Here is a 6,491-nt window from a genome sequence, read left to right as displayed (position 1 = left end):
CACTGAGGCATCGCTCGCCATCAGCGCCGCCAGCCGGCCACGCACCGCGTGCCGTTCCTCGGGCGTGCGGCCGGCGACCGTCGACAGCAACACCAGTTTTTTCAGGCGCTCGGCATGCGTCAGCGACAGGCGCTGTGCGATCAGGCCACCTAGTGAAAACCCGGCCAGATGGAAGGTGGCAAACCCGACATGGTCGGCCAGCGCCAGCGTTTCCTTGACGAAATCATCGATCTCGTAACGGCCCTTGATCCGGCTGGAGCGGCCATGGCCGCGCAGGTCGAAGGTGAGAACCGAGAAGCGATCTTTCAGTTGGCCCGCCACGCCACTCCAGGCTTCGAGATAGGAGCCGACTCCATGGATGCAGACCAGCGGCAACCCACCCTCACCCTCAAGGCGCCAGTTGAGCAGCACGCCCTCGACATCGAGCTGGCCGGAGCGCGCCATGGTCACGCCCTCGCCGCCTGGCGCGCCCTGTCGCGCTCGCGCGCGGCGAAGACCGGCATCACCTCGTCGACCCACAGCTTGATCGTCTTCTTCTGCAGCTCGAACGGCAGGTTGAACGTCAGGCCGAGGCAATACTGGTCAACGCCCGCGGCTTCATAGTCGAGCAGCTTCTCGATCACCTCGTCGGGCGTGCCGAACATCAGGTTGCGACGGATGTTCTCGGGATTGTAATTGTCTTTGCCCTTGACGCTCTCGTAGGGGATAGCTTCGGGAAAGCCGTTTTGCACGGTGCCGATGTTCTGGAACAGGTTCTCGAACGCGCGGCCATAGTCAATGGCATGCCCGACCGCGATCTCCCAGTCCTGCGCTCGTTCGTAGACGCAGGTGCGCCGCTGCATCATCAGGCGCGGGCGCGGCACCTCCGGATGATCGGCGACGGCCTTGCGGAATTTCTCGCCGAGCACGGCGATCTCGGCCGCCGGCGCCGACAAGGGCGTCGACAGGATCGAAGCGCCGATGCCGACCGCCCAGTCGAAGGTTCCCGGGTCCCGCGCGGCCACCCAGATCGGCGGATGGGGCGTCTGCAGCGGCTTCGGCACGCCGGCGGCGAGCGGGAACTTCCAGTAATCGCCGTCATGGGCATAATCCTGTGCCCACAGCTTCTTCACCGCCGGCACCAGCTCCTTCAGATAGGCAACGCCTTCCTGCTGCGGCATGCCGCCGGCCATGCGGTCGAACTCATATTGGTACGAACCGCGCGCGATGCCGAACTCCAGCCGCCCGCCGGTCAGGTGATCACAAAGTGCCGCCTCCCCTGCCAACCGGATCGGGCTCCAGTAGGGCGCGACCAGCGTCGAGGTGCCGAGGCGGATCTGCTCGGTATGCTGGGCAAGCCAGGTCAGCGTCATCAGGGGGTTGGGCGAGATCGTGCATTCGATCGTGTGATGCTCCGCCGTCCACAGCGTCTCGAAGCCACCCTCGTCGGCCAGGCGCGCCAACTCGAGGAGATTGCTCTTCACCTTCGACATCGGCATGTCGGGCGAGAAGCGTTCCATGGTCAGCGAAACGGCGAATTTCATGTCGGTCTCCCCAGTGCGTCGGGTTGGTCAGCGAAGGCGGATAATGAAGGGGTCCTGCATGGCGCCCGAGTAGTCGATGACGACGTTCTTCAGGCGCGAGAACTCCTCCATGGCGTCGAAGCCGCCGCGCCGCCCGTAGCCGCTCTCCTTGAAGCCGCCATTGGCGGACATGAAGGACGAGGCGCGGTAGGTGTTGATCCAGACGGTGCCGGCTTCGACATTCCTGGCGAAACGCAGCGCGCGGTTGATGTCCCGGGTCCAGATGCCGGAGGCGAGGCCATAGCGGGTGTCGTTGGCGAGACGGATCATCTGGTCTTCCGACGAGAACGGGATGACGCCGACGACAGGACCGAACAGCTCCTCCTGCATGAAGTCCATGCCGTTGTCGGCATCGGTCATCACGGTCGGCTCGAAGTACCAGCCGCCTGCAAGCTCATCCGCCTGCGGCCGCTTGCCGCCGGCCGCAATCCGCGCGCCCTGGCGCACGCCCGAGGCGACGTAGCCTTCCACCTTGGCGAGTTGCACCGACAGCGCCAGCGGTCCGACGTCGGTTTCCTCCAGCATCGGCAGCCCGACCCGCACGCGCCGCGTGCGTTCGACCAGCGCCTCGACGAACCGATCGTAGACGCTGGCCTCGACGAAACAGCGCGAACCGGCGACGCAGGTCTGCCCAGCCGCCGCGAACACACCGGACACGACGCCGTTGACGGCATGGTCGATGTCGACGTCGTCGAAGACGACATGTGGCGACTTGCCGCCGAGTTCCATCGAACAGGGGATGAGGTTCTCAGCCGCATTGGCGGCAATCCGCCGGCCCGTCGCCGTCGAACCGGTGAAGACGAATTTCGCGATGCCAGGGTGCCGGGTCAGCGCGTCCCCCGCCACGGCGCCGGTGCCGGTCACGACATTGACGACGCCGGCCGGGAAGCCGGCCTCCATGATCAGCTCGGCCAGCGCGAGCGTGGAGGCACTGGCATGCTCGGACGGCTTGACGACCACCGTGTTGCCGAGCGCCAGGCATGGCGCCAGCGTGCCGGTGAGCAGCATCAGCGGCGAGTTCCATGGCGTGATCATGCCGACGACGCCGATCGGCTCGCGCAGGTTGAAATTGAGCATGTCGAGCTTGTTGACCGGAATGGTGTCGCCGAGCAGCTTGTCGGCCATCCCTGCGAAATAGGTGTAGCTGTCGGGCATGGCGCGCATCTGCGCCCGCATTTCCTTGAGCAGCTTGCCGTTGTCACGGGTCTCGATCAGCGCCAACTCGTCGGCGTGCTCCAGCACCAGTTCCCCCAAACGGCGCACCAGCGTGCCGCGGTCGGTCTGGGTCATGCGTCGCCAGACTGGATTGGCAAAAGCTAGGCGCGCCGCCTCCACGGCCGCGCCGACATCCTCGGCATTGGCCTCTGCGAATTGGTACCAGGGCTTGCCGGTGGTCGGATCGAAACTGTCGATGTATTGGCCACCTTTCGGCGCCACGAACGCGCCGTTGATGAACAGGTTCTGGCGTGAGCCTTCGAGCGATTCGACCGTCGTTTTCATGCTGTCTGTCCTGGGTGAAGCATCATTCGGATGCGGCTTGCGTCCACGATTGCGACTGGCCGTCGATCATGGCGACGCGGCCGCCGTCGCCGGTGTCGATGTAAATGCCGAAGCGATTGTCCTGGCGCTCCCGCGCATAGCGGCGCAGCATGGCGCGCAATTCATGGGTGGCGACCCGCTCATAGGGCAGCGCGTCGACGGAAAAGAAGGCGTGGCCATCCGGAAGTGCTGCTTCAGCGCTCTCACGGCTCAGTTCGGCGCGGTAGATGAGATAGCCCGGGTCGCTGTCGGCGACGTCGAAGACCGAATAGAGGAAGGTGTTTTCAGGGACGAGGGTCAGCGCCTCGCCGCCATCGAGGACGAGCTGACTGTCGGCCTTGCGGCGCCGCGCCGTCGGCAGCACCCAACTTCCCTTGCCATCGGTGCGCAAGAGGATGCGGTCGCCGGCTTCGACAAGATAGCCGATGATCATGTCCTGCGAGGCCAGCCAGCCGGCAGGCAGCGGATCCTTTACGCTGGCGTAACGGCCGCGGCAAAACCCGAGCGGCGCCGATGGGCTGGTTCCGAAAGCCTGGACCTGGCCGATTAGGATGATGTGGTCGCCGGCCTCGATGCGGTTGTGAACGGTGCAGTCGAACCATGTCAGGCTGTCGGTGAGGATCGGCGCGCCGGTGTGGGCGCGGTCATAGTTGACCGACTGGAATTTGTCCGCCGCTTTGGATGCGAACACCGAAGAAACGTCGACCTGGCCTTCATGGAGGAAATTGACCGCGAAGGACCGTGTTTCGTTGAATGCGGGAAAGCTCGCCGCCGCCTTGGCGACGCAGACCAGGAGCAACGGCGGGTCAAGCGAGACCGAGGTAAAGGAGTTCGCGGTCATGCCGCGCGGATTGCCGTCGCAGTCGCGCGTGGTGATGACGGTCACGCCGGTGACGAAGGTGCCGAAGGCACGACGCAAGGCGATCGGGTCGATCGTCCTGTGTACCACCGCGTCCGCCATTGCTTTCCTCCCATAGTGTCGGATGAAAGCTAGGCAAGAGACGGCCGGCCTTCTTCCTCCGGTCTGTAGGAAAGATGTCGGGGCGTGCTGCTGCCATCCCGAGCAAGTGCAGGCGCAGCGCGCCTGCACTTGCGGCGGCTGCCGCGTCGAAACAGTGGTGGCGAGGTCAACAGAGTCTAACGGGCTGTCGGCGTGCGGCTGTCGATGATGCCGCTGAGACGGATCGCGAGTTCAACCGCGAAGCGCTGTTCGGGCGTGTCGAGACGGATGCCGAACAGGTCCTCCATGCGCGACAGGCGATAGCGTAAGGTGGTGACATGCAGGCCGATGGCGTCGGCGCAGGCCTGGCTGCGGCAGCCCTCGCGCAGATAGGCAAATAACGTCTCCAGATAGGGCGTGCCGTGCTCGCGGTCATGCGCGATCAGGGCGCCGACACTTTCGTCGACGAAGCCGCGCACGTCCGGAGCGTCGGCAGCGGCGACCAATATCGGCAACGGACCGAAATCCTGGCCGGCAAAAACGCCGGTGCGTCCGAAGGAACGGCCGATCCGGATCATGCGGCGGCACCGCTCCCAGGCGATGGGATAATCGACCAGCGCGGCACAGGCCTCGGAAAGCACAACCACCGGCTCACCTTCGAAATAGCGGCCAAGCCCGGCCGCAATCTTGTGCGGCAATTTCGCGAAGCGCGCGCCATCCTGCCCGGTATCGGCCGGGACAAGACAGACAAGCCCATCCTCCACCGCGATTGCCGTGCCGGCAATGCCGGCCTGCTGCAGCAGACGCATGACCTCATGATGCGGATCGGCAAGGCCGATGGCACCGTCCTGTTCGGCGAGGTCGACGACGATCATCTTCTGTGCAACGGTCAAGTCGAGCCCCAGCCGGCGGGCGCGATTGACGATATCGGCCTCGTCGCGCCAGCGGCGCTCCGCCACCTCCAGGAAAAGCTCGGTCAGCGAGCGCGTCTCGAAACGGAAGCGCACGAAGCTGCGCATCATCTGCACACTGAGGGCGAATTTGGTGCTGTCGAGCAGCATCTGATCGAGTTGACCAGACTCGTGAGGCGTCGGGAAAATCATCAGTGCGCCAACCACTTCGGCGTCGATGCTAAGCGGCTCGATGCGCACCGAAAGCTTGAGCTGTCGCTTGCCGTCATCGACGAACAGCGTCTCGGTGTGACGCCCGTCGGACGCGCCGCGAGCTATCTTGAAGATTTGCCGGCTGAGCGTTCCGCTCACCGCCTGCTGCCAGGAGGCGGTGTCGAAATGCGCCTCGCTCGGGGAACGGCCGGCGACAACCAGATTGGCATGGAAATCGATCACCACCACAGGATTGGGTAGCAGCTCGCTGACTTTTTCGGCGAGCGAGGCCACCGATCCATCCGACAAGGCTTGCTGCAGAAGCAAGGTGTGCGCCGAGAGGGCGCGCTGCAGACGCTCGCCGGCCTGCTTCTCCTGGCGCAGCCGATGCTGCTTCTCGACCGCGATCTCACCCAGATGCACGATCATGCCGATGAAGGCGATATCCTGCGCCGTCACTTCGGTGATCTCGCGCGAAACGACGGTCAGCACCATCGGCCGGCCGTCTTCGTCGACGCAGTTCATCGGCATGACCAGAACACTGCGGTAGTCGCGCTCGAAGGCTTCTCGGCGGTAGCCCGGGAACTCCTCCGATACGCGCGCGTCCCTGATGTAGACCGGCTCGTTGCGGTTGAGCGCGACGATCGAGGGACTGGTGGCCAGCTCCCAACGGTCCGGCAACGTGCGGTGAATGAGCGTCGGGTCGTGGCGCACGATGACATAGGCGTGGCCGTGGGGGGCGTCGATGCCCATGATCGAGCCTAGAGTCCATTGGGCATGACGACAGGCCGCCAGCACGAGATGGCGCAGCACGGACTGGAGATCGCCGCCCGAATTGATGAGGCTGGCGGCATCCCGCAAGGAGAGAATTTGCGACTCGTGGTCCACGCCTGATCTTCCGCCGCTCGCGAAGGGCGAATTTAAGCCGTCGCGGATATACGAACGCTACACCGCTTCCAAGCGGGACGCACGCCGTTTCTTCCTACGAACCGGAGGAATACCCGACGGTTGGCGTGCATTAGCTTGAGCTTCCACCTGGAGAGGCCAAATCATGGAATTGCGAAAAGTCAGCACCTTCATCGAGGAAGTGCACATCGAAGGCGGCAAAGCGGGTGCAAGGCCGGTAACGTCGATCGTGGTGGCAGCCGTCCTGCGCAACCCATGGGCCGGGCGCGGCTTCGTCGAGGATTTGCAGCCGGAGATTGTCGCCATAGCGCCCCGGCTGGGGCAGGAACTCACGAGCCGCCTGATTGGATTGATGCAGGCGGAACGCATCGAAAGCTACGGCAAGGCGGCCGCCGTCGGAACCGCCGGCGAGATCGAGCATGCCTCCGCCATGATCCATAC

6 protein-coding genes are annotated in these 6,491 nt (G+C 64.5%); 1 reads left to right on the top strand and 5 read right to left on the bottom strand.

Annotated elements, in window-relative coordinates:
- From EN750_RS13395 to EN750_RS13375, 5 genes are all read right to left on the bottom strand, one after another.
- Positions 1–444, bottom strand: a 444-nt coding sequence (locus EN750_RS13395) for an alpha/beta hydrolase (RefSeq protein ID WP_127396696.1), incomplete at its 3' end; no start/stop codon positions are given.
- Between the two features lie 2 nt (positions 445–446).
- Entirely contained in the window at positions 447–1,523 is a 1,077-nt protein-coding gene (locus EN750_RS13390; protein ID WP_127332290.1) for an LLM class flavin-dependent oxidoreductase, read from the bottom strand.
- 27 nt (positions 1,524–1,550) lie between these two features.
- Positions 1,551–3,062 carry an aldehyde dehydrogenase gene (locus EN750_RS13385; RefSeq protein ID WP_127332292.1) on the bottom strand — a complete coding sequence of 504 codons (1,512 nt, stop codon included), beginning with the start codon at positions 3,060–3,062 and terminating at the stop codon, positions 1,551–1,553.
- Between the two features lie 22 nt (positions 3,063–3,084).
- Positions 3,085–4,062, bottom strand: coding sequence for a flavin reductase family protein (locus EN750_RS13380; RefSeq protein ID WP_127396695.1), 978 nt, complete (start codon positions 4,060–4,062; stop codon positions 3,085–3,087).
- Positions 4,063–4,238: 176 nt separating this feature from the next.
- Complete coding sequence (locus tag EN750_RS13375) at positions 4,239–6,032, bottom strand: helix-turn-helix domain-containing protein (RefSeq protein ID WP_127396694.1); 1,794 nt, start codon at positions 6,030–6,032, stop codon at positions 4,239–4,241.
- 163 nt (positions 6,033–6,195) lie between these two features.
- On the opposite strand from EN750_RS13375, the gene EN750_RS13370 reads away from it, so the two are divergent.
- A partial coding sequence (locus EN750_RS13370) for an amino acid synthesis family protein (RefSeq protein WP_145967623.1) occupies positions 6,196–6,491 on the top strand: 296 nt, incomplete at its 3' end.

The sequence above is a fragment of the Mesorhizobium sp. M7A.F.Ca.ET.027.03.2.1 genome, from assembly GCF_003999175.1.
Lineage (GTDB): Bacteria > Pseudomonadota > Alphaproteobacteria > Rhizobiales > Rhizobiaceae > Mesorhizobium.
The sequence above is the reverse complement of the archived record's forward strand: the minus strand, read 5'-3'. Positions and strand labels throughout refer to the sequence as shown.

What these genes read in the sequence shown, in the direction of transcription:
- EN750_RS13390 (WP_127332290.1), bottom strand. Translation starts at nt 1,523, where the DNA reads ATGAAATTCGCCGTTTCGCTGACCATGGAACGCTTCTCGCCCGACATG.
- EN750_RS13385 (WP_127332292.1), bottom strand. Translation starts at nt 3,062, where the DNA reads ATGAAAACGACGGTCGAATCGCTCGAAGGCTCACGCCAGAACCTGTTC.
- EN750_RS13380 (WP_127396695.1), bottom strand. Translation starts at nt 4,062, where the DNA reads ATGGCGGACGCGGTGGTACACAGGACGATCGACCCGATCGCCTTGCGT.